The organism is Vibrio sp. Vb1337 (assembly GCF_033338715.1).
Lineage (GTDB): Bacteria > Pseudomonadota > Gammaproteobacteria > Enterobacterales > Vibrionaceae > Vibrio > Vibrio alginolyticus.
In genome coordinates this window covers 1-1,227 of sequence record NZ_JAWOTD010000156.1, presented here as the reverse complement: position 1 = coordinate 1,227, position 1,227 = coordinate 1, and the positions used below count along the sequence as shown (strand labels likewise).

Here is a 1,227-nt window from a genome sequence, read left to right as displayed (position 1 = left end):
TTTAGTGTTCAGCAGCTATTTTGCTTACTTGTTAACGATAGGAATTTTTTGGCTGTTTCACGACACGTACTCAATTTGGCAAGGATTGAAACTCACGCCTGCTTTTCTTTTATTAGCGTTATTGTTAGCCGTCGTGTTACCTGCCATGAAAAAAGAAACGTCCGAAAGCGAATAAGCGAGAATCGCTCTACCGTTTGAGTAGTAATTCATGTGCCATTGAGTTAGCATTGCCGACCTTTTTTTCGTCAGTGGGAGGACTCATGTATATTGGCTTTGACTATGGCACTGCAAACTGTTCAGTGGCAAAAATGGAATCAGGCGAGCCTGTTTTGCTAAATCTTGAAGGGGATAGCCCGTTCATTCCTTCCACCCTTGCAGCTCCGACTCGTGAGTCTGTGTCTGAACATTTGTTTCGTCACCGTGACATCAAACCGTTTGATCAAGTTGGAGAGCAGGTACTGCGCCGCGCAATCAACTTGAACCGAGAAGAGAGCATCGAGCTGGAGCCAGAAGACATCGCGTTTGGTCAGGCAGCGTTGAACCGCTATTTAGAAGACCCACGCGATATCTATTACGTGAAGTCGCCAAAGTCGTTTCTTGGTGCATCTGGCTTGCGTGATGTTCAGCTGAGCTTCTTTGAAGATCTGGTTTGCGCCATGATGGACAACATCAAAGCTCAGGCAGAAAACCATGCTCAGCAAAGCATTACGGATGCGGTGATTGGTCGCCCAATCAACTTTCATGGTCGTGGTGGAGAAACGGCGAACATTCAAGCGGAAAATATTCTACTTCGCGCCGCCAAGCGTGCCGGTTTTCAAAATATCGAATTTCAGTTTGAGCCCGTCGCCGCTGGATTAGAATACGAGGCGACGCTTAGCGAAGACAAACTGATTTTGGTGGGTGGTACAACCGACTGTTCTTTGATTCAGATGGGGCCATCTTGGCGAGGAAAAGCAGACAGAACGGCAAGTTTGTTGGCTCACAGTGGTCAGCGTGTCGGCGGTAACGATCTGGATATCGCGTTGGCTTTCAAACAGTTGATGTTCCCGTTTGGGATGGAAAGCAAGATGGAATCGGGCATTGTGATGCCGACGACTCAGTTTTGGAATCCGATTGCTATCAATAACGTTGAAGCGCAAAACGACTTCTACTCACGTGAGAACTTAGCAGCGTTAAAACTGTTGCAGAAACAGGCGCAAGAGCCAGAAAAACTAGCGCGCTTGCTTG

The 1,227-nt window shown here is 47.4% G+C and carries 1 protein-coding gene; it reads left to right on the top strand.

What is annotated here, in order from left to right:
- Positions 1-260: 260 nt before the first annotated feature.
- The coding region (gene yegD, locus R7E42_RS24675; RefSeq protein ID WP_318073185.1) for a molecular chaperone at positions 261-1,227 on the top strand (967 nt) is incomplete at its 3' end.